Annotated in this window: 21 protein-coding genes and 1 riboswitch; of the genes, 7 read left to right on the forward strand and 14 right to left on the reverse strand. The window is 60.3% G+C overall.

Annotated features, from left to right (window positions below; all coding sequences use genetic code 11):
- On the reverse strand, positions 1-200 hold a 200-nt coding region (locus tag Q4D83_RS03095), incomplete at its 3' end, for a hypothetical protein (protein WP_303172894.1).
- A gap of 206 nt (positions 201-406) precedes the next feature.
- Between Q4D83_RS03095 and Q4D83_RS03100 the strand changes: the two genes are divergently transcribed.
- On the forward strand, positions 407-1,858 hold the full coding sequence (locus tag Q4D83_RS03100) for an SdrD B-like domain-containing protein (RefSeq protein ID WP_303172896.1): 1,452 nt from the start codon (positions 407-409) through the stop codon (positions 1,856-1,858).
- On the opposite strand, the gene Q4D83_RS03105 is transcribed toward Q4D83_RS03100, so the two are convergent.
- From Q4D83_RS03105 to Q4D83_RS03115, 3 genes are read right to left on the reverse strand one after another with little or no spacing between them, the layout of a single operon-like run.
- Positions 1,855-2,502 carry a DUF3239 domain-containing protein gene (locus Q4D83_RS03105; RefSeq protein WP_303172897.1) on the reverse strand — a complete coding sequence of 216 codons (648 nt, stop codon included), beginning with the start codon at positions 2,500-2,502 and terminating at the stop codon, positions 1,855-1,857. The genes Q4D83_RS03100 and Q4D83_RS03105 overlap by 4 nt on opposite strands.
- Positions 2,502-4,169, reverse strand: coding sequence for a DNA repair helicase XPB (locus tag Q4D83_RS03110; RefSeq protein ID WP_303172898.1), 1,668 nt, complete (start codon positions 4,167-4,169; stop codon positions 2,502-2,504). Before Q4D83_RS03110 ends, Q4D83_RS03105 begins: the two co-directional genes overlap by 1 nt.
- Positions 4,170-4,203: 34 nt before the next feature.
- Positions 4,204-6,465, reverse strand: a complete 2,262-nt coding sequence (locus Q4D83_RS03115; RefSeq protein WP_303172900.1) for a helicase-associated domain-containing protein — start codon at positions 6,463-6,465, stop codon at positions 4,204-4,206.
- Positions 6,466-6,529: 64 nt separating this feature from the next.
- Here Q4D83_RS03115 and Q4D83_RS03120 point away from each other — a divergent pair, with 64 nt between their 5' ends.
- Positions 6,530-6,724, forward strand: a complete 195-nt coding sequence (locus Q4D83_RS03120) for a hypothetical protein (RefSeq protein ID WP_303172901.1) — start codon at positions 6,530-6,532, stop codon at positions 6,722-6,724.
- 193 nt (positions 6,725-6,917) lie between these two features.
- Here Q4D83_RS03120 and Q4D83_RS03125 read toward each other — a convergent pair whose 3' ends face one another.
- From Q4D83_RS03125 to Q4D83_RS03135, 3 genes are all read right to left on the reverse strand, one after another.
- A complete protein-coding gene (locus Q4D83_RS03125) occupies positions 6,918-8,549 on the reverse strand; it encodes a cation acetate symporter (RefSeq protein WP_303172902.1) in 1,632 nt (543 codons plus the stop codon).
- Positions 8,546-8,887, reverse strand: coding sequence for a DUF485 domain-containing protein (locus Q4D83_RS03130; protein ID WP_303172903.1), 342 nt, complete (start codon positions 8,885-8,887; stop codon positions 8,546-8,548). The genes Q4D83_RS03125 and Q4D83_RS03130 overlap by 4 nt, the downstream gene beginning before the upstream one ends.
- Before the next feature lie 332 nt (positions 8,888-9,219).
- On the reverse strand, positions 9,220-9,777 hold the full coding sequence (locus Q4D83_RS03135) for a resuscitation-promoting factor Rpf1 domain-containing protein (protein ID WP_303172905.1): 558 nt from the start codon (positions 9,775-9,777) through the stop codon (positions 9,220-9,222).
- 5 nt (positions 9,778-9,782) lie between these two features.
- A riboswitch (cyclic di-AMP (ydaO/yuaA leader) is annotated at positions 9,783-9,957 on the reverse strand.
- A 365-nt stretch (positions 9,958-10,322) separates the two neighbouring features.
- Here Q4D83_RS03135 and Q4D83_RS03140 point away from each other — a divergent pair.
- Positions 10,323-10,712, forward strand: a complete 390-nt coding sequence (locus Q4D83_RS03140) for a cold-shock protein (RefSeq protein WP_303172906.1) — start codon at positions 10,323-10,325, stop codon at positions 10,710-10,712.
- A gap of 84 nt (positions 10,713-10,796) precedes the next feature.
- Here the strand turns inward: Q4D83_RS03140 and Q4D83_RS03145 are convergent, their stop codons facing one another.
- Both Q4D83_RS03145 and Q4D83_RS03150 read right to left on the reverse strand, forming a co-directional pair.
- The gene (locus tag Q4D83_RS03145) at positions 10,797-11,294 is read right to left on the reverse strand and encodes a DUF2771 domain-containing protein (RefSeq protein WP_303172907.1); all 498 of its coding nucleotides are present in this window, start codon (positions 11,292-11,294) and stop codon (positions 10,797-10,799) included.
- A 23-nt stretch (positions 11,295-11,317) separates the two neighbouring features.
- The gene (locus Q4D83_RS03150) at positions 11,318-12,094 is read right to left on the reverse strand and encodes a glutaminyl-peptide cyclotransferase (RefSeq protein ID WP_303172909.1); all 777 of its coding nucleotides are present in this window, start codon (positions 12,092-12,094) and stop codon (positions 11,318-11,320) included.
- 38 nt (positions 12,095-12,132) lie between these two features.
- Between Q4D83_RS03150 and Q4D83_RS03155 the strand changes: the two genes are divergently transcribed.
- Positions 12,133-12,843 carry a DUF3027 domain-containing protein gene (locus Q4D83_RS03155; RefSeq protein ID WP_303172910.1) on the forward strand — a complete coding sequence of 237 codons (711 nt, stop codon included), beginning with the start codon at positions 12,133-12,135 and terminating at the stop codon, positions 12,841-12,843.
- On the opposite strand, the gene Q4D83_RS03160 is transcribed toward Q4D83_RS03155, so the two are convergent.
- The gene (locus Q4D83_RS03160) at positions 12,840-13,511 is read right to left on the reverse strand and encodes an aminotransferase class IV (protein WP_303172911.1); all 672 of its coding nucleotides are present in this window, start codon (positions 13,509-13,511) and stop codon (positions 12,840-12,842) included. The two genes, Q4D83_RS03155 and Q4D83_RS03160, sit on opposite strands and share 4 nt — an antisense overlap.
- A complete protein-coding gene (locus tag Q4D83_RS03165) occupies positions 13,508-15,328 on the reverse strand; it encodes a chorismate-binding protein (RefSeq protein ID WP_303172913.1) in 1,821 nt (606 codons plus the stop codon). The genes Q4D83_RS03160 and Q4D83_RS03165 overlap by 4 nt, the downstream gene beginning before the upstream one ends.
- 134 nt (positions 15,329-15,462) lie before the next feature.
- Here Q4D83_RS03165 and Q4D83_RS03170 point away from each other — a divergent pair, with 134 nt between their 5' ends.
- Both Q4D83_RS03170 and Q4D83_RS03175 read left to right on the forward strand, forming a co-directional pair.
- Entirely contained in the window at positions 15,463-16,926 is a 1,464-nt protein-coding gene (locus tag Q4D83_RS03170; protein ID WP_303172914.1) for an NCS2 family permease, read from the forward strand.
- 9 nt (positions 16,927-16,935) lie between these two features.
- Positions 16,936-17,763, forward strand: coding sequence for an RNA methyltransferase (locus Q4D83_RS03175; RefSeq protein ID WP_303173577.1), 828 nt, complete (start codon positions 16,936-16,938; stop codon positions 17,761-17,763).
- Here the strand turns inward: Q4D83_RS03175 and Q4D83_RS03180 are convergent, their stop codons facing one another.
- A complete protein-coding gene (locus tag Q4D83_RS03180) occupies positions 17,764-18,429 on the reverse strand; it encodes a response regulator transcription factor (protein WP_303172916.1) in 666 nt (221 codons plus the stop codon).
- Entirely contained in the window at positions 18,426-19,613 is a 1,188-nt protein-coding gene (locus Q4D83_RS03185) for a sensor histidine kinase (protein WP_303172918.1), read from the reverse strand. The genes Q4D83_RS03180 and Q4D83_RS03185 overlap by 4 nt, the downstream gene beginning before the upstream one ends.
- A gap of 352 nt (positions 19,614-19,965) precedes the next feature.
- Here Q4D83_RS03185 and Q4D83_RS03190 point away from each other — a divergent pair, with 352 nt between their 5' ends.
- On the forward strand, positions 19,966-20,583 hold the full coding sequence (locus Q4D83_RS03190) for a CPBP family intramembrane glutamic endopeptidase (RefSeq protein ID WP_303172920.1): 618 nt from the start codon (positions 19,966-19,968) through the stop codon (positions 20,581-20,583).
- 38 nt (positions 20,584-20,621) lie between these two features.
- Here the strand turns inward: Q4D83_RS03190 and Q4D83_RS03195 are convergent, their stop codons facing one another.
- On the reverse strand, positions 20,622-21,479 hold the full coding sequence (locus Q4D83_RS03195; RefSeq protein ID WP_303172922.1) for a hypothetical protein: 858 nt from the start codon (positions 21,477-21,479) through the stop codon (positions 20,622-20,624).
- Positions 21,480-21,482: the final 3 nt, after the last annotated feature.

The raw sequence follows: 21,482 nt of genomic DNA on the forward strand, positions 1-21,482 counted from the left end.
CAAAAAAAAAGGGGAGGAGGAGCCACCACGGCCCCTCCTCCCCTTCTTCGTCGTTGCGCAGCCACGACCACAACCAAACAACCCACAAATAAGAATTTAATAAGAGTTTTGGCGCGTTTGCAGCCAAGCAATAGGTCGGCAATGGGGATTAAGTGTTCGGTTTCACTATCACCGCGAATTTCTTTATCGTTTCTTAACATTTGCTGTCATTTCCAGCGCGTTGTTTCGAATTCGATCACACATTTGGTAACGATTTCGTACAGGTCAGACCATGTGGGGGCACCCTACGGGAGGGCTTAACTTGTTCTTAGTTTGATAGTCGATTTGCGTCCTATATGATAGGTTTTCATAGGAATTTTTGTTGTGCCATTGCGTTTTCTCATCCTTCGGAAAGGGGTTGCGCTCTATGTCCATCGCCTTTCGTAAGGCTGGGGTTTCTGCTATTGCTGCGTTGACTGTGGCGATGGCGGCTCCGGCCGTCACGGCGAGCGCGCAGGAGCCGCCCGCGTGCTGCGGGACGTGGGCCGGTAAGCTGCAGCTGGATAATAACGGCGACGGGAAGTTCGCCAAGGACGCTGACGCGTATCTTGGGGGCCAAACCGTGGAGTTGGTGAGTGTGTCCTCGCCGGAGCGCGGCGTGGTGGCAAGCAGTGAGGTGCCGGATTCGGGCGAGTTCGAGTTTCGGGATGTTCCGTTTGGCCGGTATGTAGCTCGCATGCAGGTCCCAGATGGCTATGGCTTGTCCGCGTCGGTGGCGGGTTGGTCGTTCGACGTTGCGGAGCGCGAGCTTGTCCGAGAGGCGGCCCCAGAGGCTCCAGACAAGACGTATGTGTATTCGGATGTTGTGGAGGTTTCGGAGGGCGCACCGAAGGTAAGCTTCGCGGATCCGTTGTTTGTGCCCACGGTAGGCCGGGTTTCGGGCTCTATTTGGTTCGAAACTGATGGTGATGGTGTCCGCGAGGAGACCGATGCGACTGGTTCCACCCCGGAGGTGGAGGTGCAGCTGATGCGGCGGCCTACTGCGGACGCACCGATGCAGGTGATTGATGAGCCGTGGGCGCGCGCCACGAGTTCCGCCAAGGACGGCAAGTACAGCCTTGATTATTTGCCGGCGGGGGAGTACCAGCTGTTGTATCGGTTCCCGAAGGGGCTGACGTTTTCTACGGACGGCGCGGATAATAGTGCGACGAAGGACGTGCCTGAGGGGCGTGTGAGCCAGCCGTTTAGGGTGTCCGCGGCGTCGAAAAGCGTGACGCTGAACGCGGCGTTGACGTACCGCTTCGCTGGGGATGTGTATTTCGACGCTAACGGTGACGGCAAGCGGCAGATCATGGAGCGCGGCGCGGCCAAGGTGAAGGTTGAGGTGTTGAAGGGCTCGAAGGTCGTTGCCGCTGCGGATACGGACGCCAATGGTCGTTACTTTTTCACCGATATTGCCGACGGCCGCTACACGTTGCGGGTGAGCGCCCCGAAGCCGTGGCAGGCAGCGGTGGGCGACGAGAAGTTTAGCGACGCCGTGACTTTCGACGTCGCGGTCAACGGCACCGAGGTCACCGGCTTGCGGGAAGTTCGGTTGCTGCCGCCGGAGAGCGCGAATACAAACACGACGCAGGAAACTCTGCCGTTTATTGAGCCCCCGATGGAGCAGCCCTCACGCGGCCCGGATTTCGGGTATGGCCCGAACTCGGCGGGTAACCCCGCGAGTGTGGCCACGCTGACCGCCTTGTGGAACGTGTTTGGTGGCGGTGGGGACGCTGACACTTTGGCGTTTGCGCCGCAGGTCGGCCTGAAGCACACGTTGGAGTCCTGGTTTAGGGTAATGCTGTGCAAGGCCGGTATTCAGAGCAATTGCCGCTAGGTGAGCTTGAGTAGGTTCAACGGCGTCTCGAGCACCTCGTCGACGCGTTCGGCGTGCTTGGTGAGCTCGTTCCATTGCTGCTGCGGGATGGCTTTGCGCGCCGCGGCAATCGTTGCCGGGTCGGGGGTGCCCCAGGCGATGGGCATGGGCGAGATTTCGTCCCAAAAGCCCGTGTTCTTCATGTTTCGGCGTCCCGCCACGGCTACCGCGGGCACCCGCTCGCCAACGGTGCGGGAATGCCCAACCAGCTTGGTGATGGTGCGGGCGGCGAGTGCTGGTGCGGGGTGACTATCGGAGGGGTCGACACGCGCGTCCACGAGGGCGAGCAGCACCATGTCTCGGGGGTTCACCTTCGCCACAATCGCCGGCACTAAGTCGTACTTGTCGTACATTTGTTGGGCGCTGCCCACCTTCTTGGGGATGACTACCACCATGGCGAAACTCACCAGCGCGGACACCCCAAGGCCGGCGGCGAGCAACCACGCCCACGCCGCCTGGTTGGTGTACCAGATAAACACGGCCGCCACCATCACCTGGATCAAGCCGAACACAATCGCGGAAACCTGCAGGCGGCGTTGATCTTTGAGGAATTCATTGTGCGCTTTGGCGTGGGCAGTATCAACGGTGAAATGAAAACCGGACATTAGTTGTCTTTCATGGGTCGAAGAAGGTCGACGGCGTCGAGGATGCGGTAGGCGTAGCCCTGCTCGGCGAGGAAACGCTGCCGGTGCGCCGCATACAATGTGTCTTTACTATCACGGCTCACAATCGAATAGAAATGCGCCTCGCCGCCGGCCGCTTTGGGGCGCAGGATGCGGCCCAGCCGCTGGGCCTCTTCCTGGCGCGAACCGAAGGTGCCGGACACCTGGATGGCAACCGCCGCCTCTGGTAAGTCGATGGAAAAGTTAGCCACCTTGCTTACCACCAGCACGTTGATCTCCCCGCGCCGAAACGCATTGAACAATTTTTCCCGCACCCTCGTGGGGGTTTTCCCCTCAATGACGGGCACCCCCAACTCGGTGCCAATGTGCTCCAGCTGCTCCAGGTAAGCGCCGATGATGAGTGTGGGTTGGCCTTGGTGTACCTCGAGCAGTTTGCGCACCACCGGCATTTTCGTGGCGGCGCAGGCGGCCAGCCGGTAGTGCTCGCGCGGATCCGCCACCGAATAGGCGCGGCGTTCCGCGTCCGTCATGGTGGTTCGGATTTCTACGCAATCGGCGGTGGCGATGTACCCGCGGTTTTCAATGTCTTTCCACGGGGCGTCGTAACGCTTCGGCCCAATGAGTGAAAACACGTCGCCTTCGCGGCCGTCCTCGCGGATGAGCGTGGCGGTGAGCCCGAGGCGCCGCCGAGATTGCAAATCTGAAGTCATGCGGAATACCGGCGCGGGCAGCAGGTGCACCTCATCGTAGATAATCAAGCCCCAGTCATTCGCGTCGAACAATTCCAACGCACGGTATTCACCCTTCGTCTTCCGCACCATCACCTGGTAGGTGGCGATGGTCACCGGACGAATCTCCTTCTTTTCGCCGGAGTATTCGCCGATTTCCTCCTCCGTCAGCGTGGTGCGGCGCAGCAACTCGGTGCGCCATTGGCGGCCCGCCACCGTGTTCGTGACCAAAATCAACGTGGTGGTTTGCGCCTTCGCCATCGCTGCAGCGCCGACCATGGTCTTGCCCGCACCACACGGCAACACCACCACACCGGAGCCGCCGCTCCAGAAGGCGTCCGCGGCGATGCGCTGGTAGTCCCGCAACTCCCAAGCCTCATGCTCCTGGGACAGTGCAATAGGATGAGCCTCGCCGTCGACATAGCCGGCAAGGTCTTCCGCAGGCCAACCAACCTTGAGCAGTTCCTGCTTTAACTGACCCCGCGCCGAAGGGTGCACCACGATGCTCTCCGCGTCGATGACCTGGCCGAGCAGCGGTTTGATGTGCTTGTGCAATTGGAGCTCGCGCAAAATGTCCGGCTCCGCGGATTCCAAGATCAACCCGTGGGCGGGGTGCTTATGCAGGCGGACCCGGCCGTAGCGCGCCATGGTTTCCGCGACGTCGATAAGCAGCGGCTGCGGCACAGGGAAGCGGGAGTACCGCTCGAGGAGATCGACAAGTTGTTCGGCGTCATGACCGGCGGCGCGGGCGTTCCACAGCGCGAGTGGGGTAATGCGGTACGTATGCACATGTTCGGGTGCGCGTTCGAGTTCCGCGAAGGGGGCAAGGCTAGCGCGCGCCTCGTCGCTGAGTGGGTGGTCTACCTCCAACAACACGGTTTTGTCGGATTGGACAATGAGCGGTCCATTGCCAAATGACACCGAATGCCTCCTGGGTTGAATGCGAACGTAAACTCTAATTATCTACTACTACGGTGGTAATGCGGTGCAGCTGGTAGCGGTGGACGGCGCCCGTAGATTTGTCTACCGCGTCCACTTGGCCAGCAGACACTGTGAGTGGCTGCACCACCCGGGCCGTGGCGATGCCGTGCTTATCCACGAAACCAAGAGTGACAGTTTTCCTCGACCGTACCGCAGCCTGCAGCACGCCCAAAATGTCAGCAGTGGACCGCGAACCCTCGCTTGCGGTGGCGGCGTTGCGTTCGTTCGCCCGCACCTTACGGATAACATCCGTCAGTTCCCCCACCGGCACGCTATCCGCATGAGTGTTTGCTGGAGGGGTGGGGACGCGGCGCGGCGGCGGCCGCAGATCTAATGCGATGCCGTGCCCATCTTCAGCGAGCGGCTGGAATCCCGCACGTCTGAGCGTTTCAATCATTGATCCCAGCGGTAGTTGCGATACCGCGACTGTTGGTGCCAGCTGCCGCAGCGCTGGAATAGCCTGCACTGCCTGCTCCAGAAGCTCCGTATCTTCGCAGCGTAGATAGCACATTGCGGGCCCGCCGCGAAGGTTGCCGTGCTGCCGCGCGAGGTCGTTGAGCAAAAACACCAACGATTGTGGAACCTCACCCACGGTGTGCTGTTCCAACATTTCCGCGATGTCGCCCGCGTTGACCCCGGCATCCAACGCCCCGCGTAACGACGCCTCCGAAATACGGTACACACTCGCCAAACCGGCCGATTCGACCTCGGCAATCAGTTCAATCTTTTGGCGGAGTTGGGGGGTGAGAGGGCCAGGCGCGAGGATTGTCATGTCCCCTTGGGCGATCACATAATCCACTGTCTCCGGGGTGGCCCGATACGTCGCCTTACCGATTTCGCCGGGCTGCTCGATGAGTGCGATGGCCACGCTCGTGGGCTCGCCGTTTGGCGTGAGCACGCCCAACCATGAAGCCTCCGCGACAATTTCCTGCGCGCCGCGCAACCGCGAAGCATGGAGAGGGGCGTAAAAGCCCACCATGGACATCGCCTGCGCTACCGTCAATTTCCCAGCTCGAACATATTGCTGGATGAGGAGTTCCTTCGATTGCTGCAAATGCGAGCGGGCAGTGTTGCCGCTCAGCAGGTTCACCGGCTTCTCTACCTTCCACGCCGCCCACGGAGAATGCCACCAGGCGCGGACCAGGTCAGCCCACTGGCTATCCAGCCGCGCCTGCAACCATTGGGTGGCAAGCTCCGTGGGGCAGAGGTAGTCGTGGAAAGTATTGTTCTCCGGCGGCGGGTCCGGAATATCCCGAGCCAACAATCTCGCCGCCTCGCCTATCCCGACCAGCCGACACACGTCGAGCGCGTGAACCTGCAAGTGCTTCGCCATCCGCTGCACGGCGCGTACCCCCAGGGAACCATCGCGTAGGCAACTGGCGGGATGGTCCGTGAGGTATTCAATAAGCTGGCGCATCATTCGCACAACCTCCAGCCCCGCAACAGCGCCCTGCTGATCCGCCTTGGCCAACTCGCCTTGCGTGGGGGTGTGCGCGGGGTGCGGCGGGGTAAACGGGATGACTAACGGCTCCAAACCCCACAACACGCGTTTCGTAGTCGGGGCGAGACGTACCGTACGGGTATCCACGCGCACCAGCAGACCCGCAGCCAGCAGCCTTGGAATCGGCCGGCTCGGGTCGGCGTCGAACTCCGCGTCCTTGGTTAATCCCGTGCCACCCGAATCCAGCAGCGTTGCCAAAATTTTCTGACACCGCGTGCCGGATTCGGCGATAAACTCTTGTGTTTGTTGGTGGCTCAGCTGCGGGGCGCCCGGCTCCGGCAATAGCTGCCAATCCAGTGGCAAGGATGGCATTACCTCCGCCACTACCTTGAACGCATCCGGCGTGCCGTACACAAGTGCGAAAGAGACGAGGGTGTGAAAGGCTGCTTCGATCGTTGCCGCAGTGGGGGAATCCACGGGGGAGTCCGCGGGGGAGGTCTGCGTGACCGACAGGATGCGCTCGGTGACATCCGCAAGTGACACTGCGTTGAGCTCCCCACCAAGTCGCGCCGCAGCCTCAAGCGTGAGCAATGCCGTCACATCCAACTTGGCTAGCGCCTGTGCGATAGAAGCTCGTAGCTGCAAACGGCCAGCTAAGGTGGTAATTCCCGGAACGTCAGGAACAATCACGTCAGGGCGGTGGGTAAGAATCTCCCCAAGCAGCGCGTCGTCGATCGCCCCCAGCCATTCCCGGAAGTTGATCATGCCGCCCGGCTCATCCGCGTTGTTTTTCATGATGCCACCGAGTTTAGTGCCTGAAGAGGTGACTTTTGCGCCACCGGTTTGAAAGAATAGGCACATGGCTAATATGGAAAAAAAGGGCTACGTCGATGCGGGTTGGCCAGATCACGCCCCCGGCGATGGTCACGTTGTAACCGAACTCATTTCCAAGGTTGCTGGCGCATCCAGCCCCTACGGTGATGAGACCCCGTTCCCGCTCCCCGCGGAAAAGCTGGGGTATGTCCACCCGTACACCAGAACCAATAAGCCCTAACCCGACTCGGTTGCCTTAGGGCTGCGAACACTCCCCGCGGTGATCCCATCCGCCGGGGAGTATTTCGTGTGCTTTCTTGCAGTTGAAGCTGGGGGTTACTTTCGCGGCTTGGTGCCGCCACGAAGCCGTCACGAAAACGCACCCCCGCATGAGCGCGGGGGTGCGATGAGAACGTGGAATGTTGGTGCGTGGTTTAGTGCGAGACTGCTTTTTCCACGCCGACGCCGGTGAGGGAGCGAACTTCCATTTCGGCGGCCTTTTCTTCAAAGTTGTCCGGTTTGCCAATCATGGTGCCGATGATTCCGAGAAGGAAGCCTGCGGGGATGGCAATGATGGACGGGTTGGTCAGCGGGAATAGTGCCCAGTTTGCGCTCGGGACCATGGAGGTTTCCGCGCCGGAGACTGCGGGGGAGAACACGATCAGGATGATCGAGGTGAGCAAGCCGCCGTAAATGGAGAACAGTGCACCGGTGGTGTTGAACTTTTTCCAGTAGAGCGAGAACAAAATGGTGGGCAGGTTTGCGGACGCTGCGATGCCGAACGCTAGTGCAACTAGGAAGGCGATGTTTTGTCCCATCGCCCCGATGCCGAGGACAATGGCGAGCACGCCGATCACCACCACGGTGATGCGGGAGACACGCACTTGCTCTTCCTCAGTGGCTTCGCCGTTGCGGAACACGGAGTTGTAGAGGTCGTGAGCCACGGATGCGGAAGCGGTAATAGCCAAACCAGCAACCACGGCGAGGATAGTAGCAAACGCGATTGCGGAGATGCACGCCATGAAGATGGTGCCGCCAACGCGGGAGGAAAGCAGCAGCACTGCGGAGTTCACGCCACCAGGAGCGTTCTTGATCTGCTCGGGGCCGACCAAGGCGGCAGCAGCGTAGCCCATGATCACGGTGAGCAGGAAGAACAGGGCGACGATCGCGATAGTCCAGGTCACGGAGCGGCGGGCCTCACGGGCGGTTGGCACCGTGTAGAAACGCATGAGCACGTGCGGCAGGCCAGCGGTACCGAATACGAGAGCCATGCCGAGTGAGATGAAGTCGAGCTTGGTCTTCAACGAGGCGCCGTATTTCATGCCGGGGTTCAAAATGGCCTCACCGTTCGGGTGATTCGCCACGGCAGACTCCAGCACAGCGTTGAAGCCGCCGCCAATGGCCCAGAATGCGAGGAAGGAAATGATCAGTGAACCGCCGACCAACAACACAGCCTTAATCATCTGCACATAGGTCGTGCCTTTCATGCCGCCGATGAGGACGTAGGCGATCATAAGCACGCCGACCACGGCGACAACCCCGGCTTGTGCGCCCTTGCCCGAGATGCCGAGCAGCAGGGCCACGAGGCCGCCAGCGCCGGCCATTTGTGCAATGAGGTAGAACAGCGAGATGGTGAGCGTGGAGATCGCTGCGGCCGTGCGCACGGGACGCTGCTTCAACCGGAACGACAGCACATCCGCCATGGTGAACTTGCCGGTGTTGCGCAGCGGTTCGGCCACGAGCACAAGTGCCACGAGCAGGGCGATCAGGAAGCCAACAGAGTACAAGAAGCCGTCGTAGCCGTAGAGCGCGATGGCGCCGGTCACGCCGAGGAACGCTGCGGCCGAAAGGTAGTCGCCGGAGATTGCTAGGCCGTTTTGCCAGCCATTGAAGGAACCACCACCGGTGTAAAAGTCCGAACCTTTTTGCGAGGTTTGGCGGGTGGCTCGAACCACGACCGTCATCGTTGCGACGATAAACAGGATGAAAATTGCGATGTTGAGAATCGGGTTGCCGGTCTCAACGGCGCTGCTTGCGGCAGCAAGGGTGTGAGTAGAGAGGTTCATCGGGGAGACTCCATCTTGTCGCGGATCGAAGCGGTCGCAGGATCGAGCTTGTTATCGGCAAAGCGAACGTAGGCCCAGGTGACGAGGGCTGCGGTGGCAAACTGTGCGAGGCCAAGCACCATGCCAACATTGATTGCGCCCCAAACCCGCTGTTGGACGAAGTCAACGGCGAAGGTTGCGATGATGATGTACCCGAGGTACCAGGCCAGAAACGCAACGCTCACTGGGAAGGCGAAGCGGCGGAAGGTGCTTCGAAGCTCGGCGAACTCTGAACTGTTTGAGACTTCGAGGAACTCCTCTGGAGTGGGAACGTGCTTGGCACGTGTGGGGTCAGTCATGTCTACCTCTCTCGGCAGGCTGATCGGGAGAGCGTGTGGTTCGAACGCCCTCGAGATTTGAAAGCTGCATCACCCTTTGGTGACGTTGTGAGACATTACACATAATCTTCGCCAACTTGTCAGAGTTTGCCGATATGAAGCGAAGATCTCAGGCAGAAAACATTTGCAAGGTTGCGAATTTCTTTGCAAAGGTACATGGCTTTTGCGCGGGATTGCGCATGGAACGCACAGCGTGCAGGCGACGCCGACAATGCAAAAGTGCCGCCGTTCCGTGTGGAACTAGCGGCACTGCAGCATTCTTGTTTCGCACCCCCTAAAAGGGGTGTGGGGAACTAACCGAAGTGGGCGCGGTAAGCGTCCTCAACTGCGGGCGGCACCTGAAGGCCAGCGTTGTTCAGGGATTGTTTGATTGCTTCGTAGACGGCCTGGGTTGGGTTCGCCAGGAAGGCTGCCACCGGGTCGGCGTGAACGACTGCCGGAGCTGCGGCAGGAGCGACGACCGGGGCCATCGCGCCATCGCGCGGGGTGGGGGCGGAGTTCAGTCCCAGCTTGGCGGAGCAGGACGGCCAAGCGCCCCAACCTTGACCAGCGAGCACCTTTTCAGCGACGGCGATCTGCTGTTCACGGGAAGCCTGGCTGGCAAATGCGGCGTATTGCTGGCCACCGTAGGCGTTCCAGGTGGACGGGGAGAACTGGAGGCCACCGTGGTAGCCATTACCAGTGTTGATTGCCCAGTTGCCGCCAGATTCACATTGTGCCAGGCGATCCCAGTCCGAATCTGGGGCAGCGGCAGCGGGCGGAGCCATCAGGGTGGCTGCGGTGCCGAAAGCTGCGGTGGTGGCTGCAAGCTTTGCGAGCGGATGCGAAGCGCGGGCTGCGTGACGGGCCATGAATAAAGTCCTCTCGTTGTTCCGCCGGTGAGGTTAGCTGTCGGGTTCGGGCTGAGAAGGCAAGCGCCCGGCCACCGAAGTGGCTTCACCCCAAGGCGACCGAAGCGGCCGCCAAAAGTGGTTTCCCCACGCCCTGTCTGCAATCAAATTGTCAGTTGGATATTTCAGCACGCACAGTGCAATATGATGCCTTGGGTCCCCAGACAGGGTTTGGCGGGAAAGACCCGATGCAAGAACACATTGCTGTGCCTGCCATAGACCGTAGCGGTTTATAACGAAATAGTCACGTGAAACTGCAAAAAAGGTCTGTTCTTTTTGGTTCGCTTCCGAAAATCCCCAGGTCACATGTTATCAAAACCGATTGTGTGACATTTATTAATGTGGGCCCAAAACCTTCTCGGTGTCGTTGGGCAATTTGCGCTGCCCCCACTTCCGGTGGGCCAGGTATAGTTATTTGTCTGCCTTCCTTCTTGGTGGGAGGGCTGGATTACCAGGCGGTTTTGACACCGCCATCCAATGTTGAAGTGGGAAGCGGTGAATCAAACATGCCGATCGGAAAAGTGAAATGGTATGACGCCGAACGCGGCTTTGGCTTTGTAACGAATCCTGGTGAGGAAGACTGCTTCGTGGGCAAGCAGGTGCTGCCGAAGGGCGTGGACGCGCTGCACCCTGGGCAACGCATCGAGTTCGATTTCGCTGCCGGACGCAAAGGGCCCCAAGCGTTGCGCGTAAAGCTGTTGGAAAGCCCCCGCATGGCCCGAAAGCCCCACCACAAGTACAAGCCGGAGCAATTGCACGGCATGATCCTTGACATGGTGACCATCCTCGAGCAGAAGGTGCAACCCGATTTACGGGCGGGCCGCTACCCGGATCGGAAATCGGGCCGTAAAGTCGCCGAGATCCTCAGGGCCGTGGCGAAAGAGCTTGACGCCTAAGCCGCCCAGTGAGATTGATCCGCGCGAGCCACCGTCCGCGAAACGCATCCCAGACACCCCGCCAGCCCCTTGCCCGCAAGGGGCTTATTGCTTGACTTTGAGGGACCACACCACCGTGTAGGGGGCTTCTTCACCGGCGTCATTATGGCCAATGAGTGCGGTGGTGACCTCGACGACGGTGAGTTTGGCCCCGGCGTCGGTAACCGCGGCGACGTCCACTTCGGTTTGTTCGTGCCCGGAGTAAAACTCTTCGTGGTTGGCCTCGGGATCGTCGTAGATTTTCAGCAGGCGCCAGTCGTGGTCGTAGATGTCTTTCGGGAGGGTGAGTTTCAGGGAGCCGTCGACGGCGAACTCAGGCACGGTTTCGCCCTCGCAGGGGGTGCCCAATTCGCACACACTATAGGGGGAAATTTCCATGGTTTGGCCACCGCTAGAGGCGGTTATTTTCACGTCGCTCGGCTCGGCGTCGGGGCGGTTGTTCCACCATTGTTGGAAGCCGATGGAAATCGTCACCACCAGCACCACCGCGACGATGAGAATCAGAAACTGCCGCAGATGCGTGCGGCGCTGTGTTGAGGCCATGTGCAGATCCTAACGTGCGGGCGCTAATGCGCGGGAACGAAACGGACTTCGAAGAGTTTCGGCCAGCGCTTGCCGGTGAGGTAGAACCGGTCGGTGTCGGGAATGTGGGCGATGCCGTTGAGCACATTGTTGGTATCTGGCTGAGCGCCGCTGTCCAGGCCCGAGGCATCGATGGTGGCGGTGACGGCCCCGGTCGCGGCGTCGATACGCAGGATTTCGTCGGTGAGGAACCGGTTGGCGTACACGGAATCGTCCACGCATTCGAGTTCGTTGAGGCGGTCCACCGGTTCCCCGTTGCGCGTGACTTGGATCCGGTGAAGTTCCACAAAGGTGTTTGGATCGAGTTCGCGTAGCTGGGAGGTGCCGTCGGACATCACCAGCCGGTCGGCGAAGGAGCATAGGCCCCACCCTTCTCCGGAGTACGAGGCGCGGCCTACCTCGGCAAGTGTGTCGGCGTCGCGTTTAATGGCGGTGCCGTGGCGCCACGTCAATTGCCACACGGTATTGCCGGTGCGCGTGACGCCTTCGCCGAAAAATTCGGGATCCAGGTTTGTTGAGTTGGTTTCGCGCCCGTCCGGCATGCGGTAGAAGATGCGACTTTTCCCTTCGAGACCAGTGCCCACCAGCAGGCGATCGTCTGCGAGTTCGAGCCCCTGTGTGAATGCGTCCTCATCGAACGGGTGGGTGGCAATGATCTCTACGGTGAGGTGTTCCACTGGCGCGGAGCTGTTGGTGGCGCACGCGCTGAGCGTGGCTACAGCGCAGAGTGTGGACACGAGCATGCGGAATCGCGAGGGCATACCCACCATCATGCCGTACGTAGGTGATAATAAACGACGTGCCATCCAATCGACGACGTAACCCGCTGCTTGATTCCGCCGCCATTGACATCGCGCGCACTGCCCTCGAAGACCTCGGCGAGGGCGATATTGGGGAACATACAGGCGTAACCAATATTGGTCCGCACGTGGCCACCCACCATTTTGTGGCCGCCATGCCAGGCTATCGGGGCTGGGAGTGGCAGGTAGTTCTCGCCTGCGCGCGGGGGAGCCGCCGCATCACGGTCAATGAGCTGGCGCTGTTGCCCGGCGAGGAGGCGTTGCGCGCCCCGCAGTGGGTGCCGTACGCCGACCGTGTGCAACCCGGCGATCTTGGCCCGAGTGACCAACTGCCCCCGCGTGCCGACGATCCGCGGCTAGCCGACGCCGCCGGCCCCGACACCGTGCGTGTGCCTGGCAGCTCCTCAAATAAGCAACTCACCCGCTTTGGGTTGCACGAGGCGCGGGTGCGCTTGCAGGGCGGGGAGTACGGGCCGCACAGTGAGTTCGCCCAGAAATCCACCCTCCGATGTGTCGATTGCGCCTTCTACTTGCCGGTGGGGGAGCCGCTGGGGCCGCGATTTGGGGTGTGCGTGAACGAATACTCCGCGGACGGGCGCGTGGTGCACTCCAACTATGGGTGTGGGGCGCACACGGACACCCCGCCTCCGGAGATTTTGGGGCAGCCGAAAGCCACCCCATTCGACGACGAACAAACCATCGAAGTTTAGACTTCTTCGGCCTGTTCCCACAGCCAAGCATTGGCTTCGGCGATGTCGGGGGCGGAGCCGCTGGCGGCGGACTCCAGCGCCCCGTATTCCATCCACTGCGTCACTTTACGGATGCCGGCGAAAGCGTTGACTAGCCACACTTCACCATCGCGAAGCTCGTGTACGGCAAACCCCCGCACCGGCTTGAGGGTGAACCCGTGGGCCTGCAACAGCGGAAGCAACTGCCCGTTCGTGGTCGAAGGGAGGGCGCGCGGGTGCGCGCTCCAGAGCACCGTGGTGCCGTGGAATACCAATGGGGACGTGAAAATGCCTTCCACAATCTTGTTGTTGTAGGTGAGCAGACCTTCGCTGCAGCCGCGGCGTCGAGAAATATCCATGCGGGTAGACAACCAACCCAGATCCGGTCCCTTGACGGTTGGTAGCAGGCGTTGGTCTTTGTGCGGGTGGGCATCGATAATGATCGTAGGTTCGATTGGGCGGTCGGGGCGGATCACAACTTCAACGGAGGATCCAGCGGCGCGAATAATTGGGTGGTATGCCCCAGGCCCGGCGGCGCGTAATTCGGTGCGGACGCGGGCGAGTTGCTTTCCGTCGAGACGTAGGCGCTGCAGGTGGCCGTTAAGGTTACGGACGCGGCCGTCGACAAGCCGGAAGCTGGTGGATCTCATGATTCCTCTCCGAGCAGCAAACGCAGCGGTAGCATTTTCACTAGCACTTCGTTGTACTCTTCTTCAGGGTCACTGAGCAGCGTAACTGCCCCACCAGCACCATAGGTTAAATTGCCGTCGATGTGTACCGCTGTGCGGATCAAAATACTAAAATCACAATCCCCATTCGCGGACACGTACCCCAGCGAACCGGAGTAGTAGCCGCGAGGATGTCCCTCAATGTCGGCCAGTATATCCATGGAACGTTGCTTCGGCGCGCCCGTCATCGAACCGCCGGGAAACGCCGCCAGCGCCGCGCGCAACCCTGGGGTGTCCTGCGGCAGGCGGCCGGTAATCGTGGACACCAACTGATGCACCCAAGCGAACGAATGTACAACGCATAGTTCGGGGACGTCGATGGAGCCCGGCAGGCAAGTGCGCGCGAGGTCGTTGCGCAACAGGTCGACGATCATGATATTTTCCGCGCGGTCTTTCGTACTCGCCGCCAGTGCCTCCGCGTTGCGCACATCCGCCGAATCGTCTACGCCACGCGGGCGGGTCCCCTTAATCGGAGAGGCCGTTACCACCCCCGCCTTGACGGACAAAAACCGCTCCGGGGACGCCGACAACACCGCCACATCGGGGTGCAGCACCAGCCCCGCCATGGGGGCGGGGGCCAGGCTGCGGAGTCGAATGTACAGGTCAAGCGGCTGCATATTGACGCGTGTCGACGCTGCCGTGGTTAAGCACAACTCGTAGCTTTCGCCGCGCCGAATAAACTCCTGGCAGCGGCGCACCTTGTCCATATACTCCCGCTTGGTGTCCGCCAACACCAGCGGGCTATGCGACGGCGCGGCCGGTACCCGGTGATCCGGCACCAGCTTCGGCAGCTCGAAATCCGATGTCGTTTTGGTGAGCAGGTAGGTGCCCTGTTGGTCCCGCTGCACCACAATCTCGGGGACGACAAAACGTTCGGTGTCCGCGATTTGGCCGACGGTGGCGCCGTCCCACCCGCCGGTGGCCTCATACGTCAGCGCCCCGAGTGCACCGGGGATGAAATCCACCGTTGCGGGGCAACTATCGCTGCTGAGCCTACCCGGTGGAATGTGCGCCGGGTGGACCGTCTCGGTGCCCACCGCCAGAATGCTCACCTCACTATCAAGCCACACCAAATGGGGGTACTGCGTGGACCAGTGGCGGGCCAATGCCGGGAAATCCACCGCGGCAATCTTGCGGCGGTGCCACGTGGGGATGTGGTCGAGGCATCCCGTGGCTTCGATCAGGTTTCGCAGCAACCGCAAGCCATGGAACGTACCTACGGATTCCGGGTGGAATTGCACGCCCCATTGCGGGGCGTCCGTGCGCCGCAGCGCCATGATCGTGCCGTCGTCCGCGCGCGCCAAAACCTCCAATTGTTCTGTGGGCTCGGACACATCCAGCGAGTGATAACGCACCACCTCCATTGGGGACGGTATATCCGCAAACACCCCGGTTCCATTGTGAACAACTTTGCTATTGAGGCCGTGCATTGGAGTGCGTGCCCGCTCTACTTTGGCACCGGCTGCAAGCGCGATAGCCTGGTGGCCCAAACACACCCCAATCACTGGGGTTTCCGTCTGTGCGATTGCGAGCGCTGAGCCACCCAAATCCTCCGAAACCGCAGGGTGTCCGGGGCCGGGGGAGATGATTACCAGATCCGCGCCCGCGATAGCCGCGGCGTGTAGCTCTGGGGCGTTGTTTGCCACAATGTGCGGGCGAATTCCCACCGCGCGCCAGACGAGATCGCCAAGCAGGTGAGTAAACGAATCGTGATTATCAATTAACAGGATGGAAGTCACAGCGTCTCCGATGCTGGAGAAAAATGGAGAAACAACAAGGCGCTATTTGGGGCGTTATTTGCCGGAAGCCTCCTTGAAGTGTCATTGTAACCGTGGCCCCTCATTCTTAACTGAGCCCTACGGAGAACTACATCATGACTGCGAGTACGAACGCAGCAACATCGTCGGGAGCACTCGACCGTTTCTTCCATATTTCAGCACGCGGATCTACCGTGGGAACTGAAGTCCGCGCGGGCGTGGTGACCTTCTTCGCCATGGCCTACATCATCATCCTTAACCCGCTGATCATCGGCACTGTCGAAGACCACACCGGTACCACCCTCGGAGTGCCGCAAGTGGCGGCGGTAACCGCACTCGCGGCCGGCGTCATGACCATCGCCTTTGGCTTATTGGCGCGATACCCCTTCGGCATCGCCACCGGCTTGGGCATCAACACGCTGGTCGCAGTCACCTTCGTTTCGGTCGAAGGGTTGAGCTGGCCGGAGGCCATGGGTTTGGTGGTGCTCGACGGTGTGATCATCGTCCTGCTCGCCGTTTCCGGCTTCCGCGTCGCCGTGTTCAACGCCATCCCCAGTGAGTTGAAAGCCGCCATGGGTGTGGGCATCGGCCTCTTCATCGCCTTTATTGGTTTTGTGGACGCCGGGTTTGTGCGCCGCATCCCCGATGCCGCGGGCACCACCGTCCCGGTCAGCCTCGGCTTGAACGGTTCCATCGCCTCGTGGCCCACACTGGTGTTCGTGCTTGGGCTGGTCATCTGCGGTGTGCTGGTTGCCCGCCACGTGCGCGGCGGATTGTTTATCGGCATCGTGGTCACCACCATCATCGCAATGATCGTCGAAGCCGCTACCGGCGCCGGACCTTCCTTCGTGGATGGAAAGCCTGTTCCTACTGGCTGGTCGCTGGCCGTGCCCACCCTGCCGGATTCCGTCGGCGGATTACCGGATCTTTCCCTGGTGGGGCAGGTGGACCTGATCGGCGCCTTCGGGCGGGTTGGCGCGCTCGCGGCGTCGCTGTTGCTGTTTACCCTCGTTTTGGCAAACTTTTTCGACGCCATGGGTACCATGACGGCGCTGGGTAAACAGGCGAGGCTCGTCGATGAAGATGGCAACCTGCCCAATATGAAAAGCGCCCTGATTGTTGAGGGTGCTGGCGCAATCGTCGGCGGTGGCGCGTCTGCCTCCTCCAACACCGTCTATATCGACTCGGCGGCCGGCATTGCCGACGGCGCGCGCACGGGGCTTGCGAACATCGTGACGGGTGTGTTGTTCCTCGCCGCTATGTTCCTCACCCCGCTGTACGCCGTGGTGCCGATCGAGGCTGCCGCGCCGGTGCTCGTGGTCGTTGGTGCGCTCATGATGGGGCAGATTCGCGATATCGACTTCACCAAGTTCCACGTCGCGCTGCCCGCGTTCCTCATGATCGTGGTCATGCCGTTCACGTATTCGATTGCCAACGGCATTGGCGTGGGCTTCGTCGCGTACGTGCTCATGCAAGCCGCCGCCGGCAAAGCGAAGCAGGTGCACTGGTTGCTGTGGCTGATTTCCGCACTGTTCCTCATCTACTTCGCTGTCGACCCGCTGCTGAGCGTCGTGCAATAAGCTAGATGCATTGTGCAGCCAATATTTCTCGCCGACCCGCTCGACCCGCGTCTTGACGATATCCGGGCCCTCAACCACGCCGACCGTCGCCCCGACCTCCCCGGAGGCAAAGGGCTGGTCGTTGCCGAGGGACCGCTCGTCATTCCCAGATTGCTTGAATCCCGCTTCCCAGTTCGGATGATTGTGGGTTTTGGTGCGAAGTTGCGCGCCTTCTTGGATGCCCACGGTGACGTGGGCGTTCCCGTCTACGAGGTCACCCGCGAGGTGCTCGCTCACGTTGCGGGCTTTGATATGCATCGTGGGCTCGTGGCCACCGCCGACCGCGCGCCCAGCCTCACTATCGAGCAAGCTATCGACGGCGCGCAAACCGTTGCGATTCTCGAAGGCGTGGGTGATCACGAAAACATTGGCGCAATGTTCCGCAACGCCGCCGGCATGGGGGTAGACGCTATTTTGTTCGGGGCTGGCTGTGCAGATCCGCTGTATCGCCGTGTTGTTCGCGTGTCCATGGGGCACGTCCTCCGCCTCCCATTCGCCCATTTTTCTGGGACCCGCACGACGTGGCAGCGCGAGCTTGACCTGCTGAATCAACGCGGTTTCCACATTGTGTCCCTCACCCCCGACTCGGCTGCCGTCCCGCTTTTCGACGCCCTGCCTCCCGTGGCGGACCGCCCATTGGCGCTGCTCGTCGGGGCGGAGGGGCCCGGCTTGACGGAGCACGCCATGCGCGCCACAGATATCCGCGCACGCATTCCAATGGCTCCTGGCACCGACTCTCTCAATCTCGCTACTGCGGCCGCCATTGCGTTCTATGAGCGGGCGCGGACGCGCGCATAATCACCTCGCGAAGTCGCCCGGTAGATTGCCTCCCAAATAGCCGAATGACTTTGCCAATTTGAGGGCGAGCACGGTGCGATCCGCCGCATCGAGCTTGCGCAACAGGTGGGATACGTGGTTCTTTACGGTGCCTTCCGCGAGGAATAGTCGAGCGGCGATCTGCTTGTTATTTGCGCCTTGCGCCACCAACTCGGCGACATTGCGTTCCGCCCTGGTCAGCGTCATAATTCCGCGGCCTGTCGCGGCGCCCGCCTGCCGATTGTGCACGATCCGTGCGATTCGTGGGTCCAGCACCATGCCTCCATCAGCAGCCGCATGGATCGCTTCGGATAAATGTTCGGCCGAAATATCTTTTAGCAAATATCCGGCAGCTCCGGCGTCGATAAGTGAGCGCACCAGGGAAGCATCGTCGAAGGTGGTGAGCACGAGCACTGGGGTATTTGGATGTTGGCGCGCGCATTCCGTGACTACCGCGAGGCCGTCGAAGCCGGGCATCACTGCGTCGGTAACCACGACATCGGGCCTGTATTCGCTGATTAGTTTGGAGACTTCGCGGCCATCGGTAGTGGTGGCGACGACATCACAGCCGTCGATAGTTTCAAAAATTAGGGAGAGTCCGCGGAGCAGCAGCGCGTGGTCGTCGATCAGGATGATTCGTTTGCTCACGCCGTTTCCCTCACTGGAACCGAGATTCGAAGTAGGAATCCTTGGTCAATGCCGCCATGGTCTGAAATCTCCATTGAACCGCCAATGCTTTCGGCGCGCTCGCGCAGTGAACGGAGCCCGAAACCGAGCCCAGGTGCGGAATTTCCGGACCCATTATCGGCAATCAACAGCGTGCCGTTTGGGGTGAGCGTAATATCTACGCGATCGGCGCCGGAATGGCGCACTGCATTGGTGAGCGCCTCCTGCATCGCCGCCAAGAGCACTCGCTCGGCGTTGTGATCGATGTCTAGTTCGGATGGGGTGTGTACCTGGACATCCAATCCGGTTGATGCGAAAGAATCGCCAATGTTCTGCAATGTATCCACAAAACTATTCGATTCTGCCCGGACCGGATTGAGTGCCCGCACGACTGTGCGCATCTCGTCGAGGGCATCCACCACGCCTTCCTGTGCGCGGCCTACCTCTTCCAATGCGCGCTCCGGGGCGGAATTCCAGGCCCGTTGGGCGAATACGAGCGACATGTTGATAGAGGTCAGCCGGTGACCTAATGCGTCGTGAAGCGCGGCGGCGATACGGCTACGCTCCTGTGCCAGCGTAAGATCCCGCAGCTGCTCATTCGCGATCTTGAGTTGTTGCATGGTGTGCTGTCGTTCCGCTGCCGCGTTTGCATAGCGCCGCAGAAAAGCACCGAGCGCTAAGCTCGTGCCAATCGCGGTGATTGCGAACGCGACTTCGATAAGGATCTGAAACGGGGGCGATCCTTTGATTGCATGTGCGATCCCGACCAGTGTTACCGGTAATGCGGCACACAGAACAATATACGTTCGATTCGACACCAAAAATTGCAGTACAGTCGCGGCCACCCAGATGAAGAGAATCGCTGGTAGGCCATTAGTCAGCGTGGAATTCAAAAACAATACAACCACAAGGAGTGCCGAACGGTGGCGCAGTCTCACGCCGGTGGAGACTGCCTGAGACCACGACCGCCAAGCGAAAAGAGCTGCGATTACAAGGGTGCATTGCACAGCGGCAAACGCTGGAATGCCCCACACGATGAATAAGCCGCTAAAGAATAGTGCAGCTAGCAAAAAGAAACGTAAAAATGGGATGGCCTCATGCATGACCACAGCGGTAGAAGTTGCGGAAACACCGTCGTTATTTGTGGCGGTAGAGGAGGTACTCACAGTCTGAATTATAGTGTCGGCCAACCATGACTCGGGTCATGATTTTGATGCGAAAACACATGGCGGTGGGCACTTTCGAAGCCGGCTTTCCGCTGGATACAGTGACGATATGAACACACAACAAAACGGAAAAAGTGCAGATCAGCCACGTATTCCGCTGAATTGGTGGGGGTTGGTCGTACGTGCATTCGTCGCGTTTTTCATACTCCTCGTTGCAAACTTTGTGCGAGCTCCGTTTCTGCTCATTCCTTGGGTGCAAAGCGAACCAAACCGCGCAACACTTATTAGCGCAATCCTCCCATTTCTAACAATGGGTGTGGTCTTTATATGCGTTGCCTTGTGGATGAAACATGTGGAACGAAGGCCTATTGCCAGCGCTGGTTTTAGCAATCCACGGGAATTGTTACCCGGGCTGCTCATGGGGATCGGTATTGTCGCGATACCTTGTTTGGCCAGCGCATATGTCTTGCGGACCTTCGTTGATAACAACGCCGAAGTCGAAGGCCTTGCCGGATTCGGTGTCACCGAAATTCTACTTGGCCTCTTGGCGCTTTTCGCAAAATCGTTCGTCTTGCAGGGCATTCCGGAGGAATTGCTTTATCGTGGGTGGCTGTTTTCCCTCACCCGCGCTCGGCCGTTCTTTACAGTGGCTTGGACGACCGTGGCGTTTACCATTATCCACCTGGTTTCCGAAGGCGGACAGCAAAACCTATGGGAGCGAATCGAATATTTAACGCTGCCGTTCGCCATGGGTTTGCTTGCCGGTGCAGTGGTGCTGCTGACCGGCAATGCCTGGTGTGCGGCAGGGACTCACGGCGGGATGCATTTGTTTAACGGGTTATTGCCGCTGGTGATTGCCTTCGAACAAAGCGGCCAGGCGTCGTGGTTCGTGCCAGCAATCATGCAGGGCGTCATGGCAATGGTATTGCTGGCAATCTGGTGGCAACGGCGCGGGAGTGAATCCAAATAGGTTGGCGTTGCTGGTGGGCACACTGCAAACCCCGAAAACTATTCGGATCTGTCGATGTGCCTGATCCGGTAGCGCAGTTCTTCGCCTTTGACTCGGAGGGTGTCGCGGAGCTCTTTTGCCTTCCGAGACGTAATGTTGCTGGCCACGGCAAGCCACCGGCTGAGGTCGTTGGGCGGATCGTTTTCGGGGAGCTCGTAATCGTCGTAGTCGGGGTCGCTCGCGGAAAACCCCAGCTTGGTGGAGCCCCTTGTCACGAGTGTTTCTACGTCGATGGCGCGTGGCGTGGGGGTGGCTACCATGCGCGGTTCCGGGCGGCCGTCGATAGCGTAGGCGACGATATTGATGTCCGGGCCTTCGTCGGAGATGCCAAGCCAGGCGCGCTGCGCGGCTTTCACCAAATCGTGCGGATGAAACGGTAGTTCGATTCCATGACCTTCGCCCGCCCACAGTGGTTCTTCAAACGGTTCCGGAACTCCAATGTCCTCGTACACCCGGGTGCGTCGCGCACATAGCGAACGTTTGAGCTGCCCGGCGCGCCAGTGTGCGACGCCGCCTAAACCAGTGTGCTCGTTGATTGCGAAGGCGTAGACGTCGATCGCTGGAAGCGAGCGCAACAGGCGCGGGTCCAATTCGGAAAGTTCGTGCGCTTGATCGAGCACGGTTTGGACGACGGCGATTCCCGGATAGCCGCCGATATAGTATTCGCCGCGGGAGGTTTGCGCAGAGCGATTAAGCGGGAACTGTCCAAACACGGTGATCGGCCAGCGGGGGTTCAGCTGGGCGAGGTATTTGCGTCCGAACCCACGGTCGGCTTTGGGTTCGGCGGCCAGCACGCGTGCGGGGTTGGCGGTGGTGACAAACCACAGGGTGACTACAGCCTGGTGTGGTGCGGGCATGCT

Origin of the sequence: Corynebacterium sp. (genome assembly GCF_030532715.1) — a bacterium.
GTDB lineage: Bacteria > Actinomycetota > Actinomycetes > Mycobacteriales > Mycobacteriaceae > Corynebacterium.

Bases quoted from the DNA above. Each gene is read 5' to 3' on its own strand.
- Q4D83_RS03100 (WP_303172896.1), top strand. From the start codon at position 407: ATGTCCATCGCCTTTCGTAAGGCTGGGGTTTCTGCTATTGCTGCGTTG.
- Q4D83_RS03105 (WP_303172897.1), bottom strand. From the start codon at position 2,502: ATGTCCGGTTTTCATTTCACCGTTGATACTGCCCACGCCAAAGCGCAC.
- Q4D83_RS03115 (WP_303172900.1), bottom strand. From the start codon at position 6,465: ATGAAAAACAACGCGGATGAGCCGGGCGGCATGATCAACTTCCGGGAA.
- Q4D83_RS03120 (WP_303172901.1), top strand. From the start codon at position 6,530: ATGGCTAATATGGAAAAAAAGGGCTACGTCGATGCGGGTTGGCCAGAT.
- Q4D83_RS03125 (WP_303172902.1), bottom strand. From the start codon at position 8,549: ATGAACCTCTCTACTCACACCCTTGCTGCCGCAAGCAGCGCCGTTGAG.
- Q4D83_RS03130 (WP_303172903.1), bottom strand. From the start codon at position 8,887: ATGACTGACCCCACACGTGCCAAGCACGTTCCCACTCCAGAGGAGTTC.
- Q4D83_RS03135 (WP_303172905.1), bottom strand. From the start codon at position 9,777: ATGGCCCGTCACGCAGCCCGCGCTTCGCATCCGCTCGCAAAGCTTGCA.
- Q4D83_RS03140 (WP_303172906.1), top strand. From the start codon at position 10,323: ATGCCGATCGGAAAAGTGAAATGGTATGACGCCGAACGCGGCTTTGGC.
- Q4D83_RS03145 (WP_303172907.1), bottom strand. From the start codon at position 11,294: ATGGCCTCAACACAGCGCCGCACGCATCTGCGGCAGTTTCTGATTCTC.
- Q4D83_RS03150 (WP_303172909.1), bottom strand. From the start codon at position 12,094: ATGCCCTCGCGATTCCGCATGCTCGTGTCCACACTCTGCGCTGTAGCC.
- Q4D83_RS03160 (WP_303172911.1), bottom strand. From the start codon at position 13,511: ATGAGATCCACCAGCTTCCGGCTTGTCGACGGCCGCGTCCGTAACCTT.
- Q4D83_RS03170 (WP_303172914.1), top strand. From the start codon at position 15,463: ATGACTGCGAGTACGAACGCAGCAACATCGTCGGGAGCACTCGACCGT.
- Q4D83_RS03195 (WP_303172922.1), bottom strand. From the start codon at position 21,479: ATGCCCGCACCACACCAGGCTGTAGTCACCCTGTGGTTTGTCACCACC.